At 39.9% G+C, this 276-nt stretch carries 1 protein-coding gene; it reads right to left on the bottom strand.

All coding sequences use genetic code 11. The features are described 5' to 3' along the window. Positions 1–155 precede the first annotated feature (155 nt). Complete coding sequence (locus ON062_RS14045) at positions 156–272, bottom strand: hypothetical protein (RefSeq protein WP_368859991.1); 117 nt, start codon at positions 270–272, stop codon at positions 156–158. Positions 273–276: the final 4 nt, after the last annotated feature.

The raw sequence follows: 276 nt of genomic DNA, 5'->3' as shown, positions 1-276 counted from the left end.
CCCTAAGCCATTTCTCAAATAACATTTTCGATGCTAATTTCAATCATATAATAATGCATAGGTGACACATCAAGATTCACAAAAAGGGGAGGAAACTTTTAGATAGAAAGGACCATAATACCTCAAGTTTGATCGGAATGGAAGAGATAGGGGTATCACTTTTTCATATCGGCCTCGGCCTCCCAAGTAGCACTTTCAGCTTGTTGGTTCTTCCAAAGAACCTTGACCGAAGGGATGTCTTTGTTTCTTAGCCTTTTCACTTGCCGATCCAAGATT

Origin of the sequence: Microbacterium sp. C7(2022), assembly GCF_028823665.1 — a bacterium.
In the GTDB taxonomy this organism is placed as follows: Bacteria; Actinomycetota; Actinomycetes; order Actinomycetales; family Microbacteriaceae; genus Microbacterium.
This window is presented reverse-complemented; position numbering and strand designations above follow the sequence as displayed.